Raw genomic sequence first — 276 nt, forward strand, 5'->3', positions numbered from 1 at the left:
TCAACCGCTACACGAACGAAGCGAAGCGTCTCTACAACGTGATGGAAACAAAGCTCGAAAAAAGCGAGTATCTGGCCGGCGACGACTACACGATCGCCGATATCGCCGCGTTCCCGTGGACGCGTTCCTGGCAGAACCAGGGCATCGATCTCGACGCGCTGCCGAACGTGAAGCGCTGGCATGAAACCATCGCCGCGCGACCGGCGGTCAAGCGTGGCGTGGAAGTGCTCGCGAACGCGCGCAAGCCGCTGATGGACGACAAGGCGAAGGAAATGC

General features: G+C 60.9%; 1 protein-coding gene. It reads left to right on the forward strand.

Going from position 1 to position 276, the window contains the following annotated elements; translation table 11 throughout:
- A partial coding sequence (locus SB816_RS31280; protein WP_410548150.1) for a glutathione binding-like protein occupies positions 1-276 on the forward strand: 276 nt, incomplete at both ends.

It is taken from the genome of Achromobacter sp. SIMBA_011, from assembly GCF_046535435.1.
Classification (GTDB): domain Bacteria; phylum Pseudomonadota; class Gammaproteobacteria; order Burkholderiales; family Burkholderiaceae_B; genus Achromobacter; species Achromobacter dolens.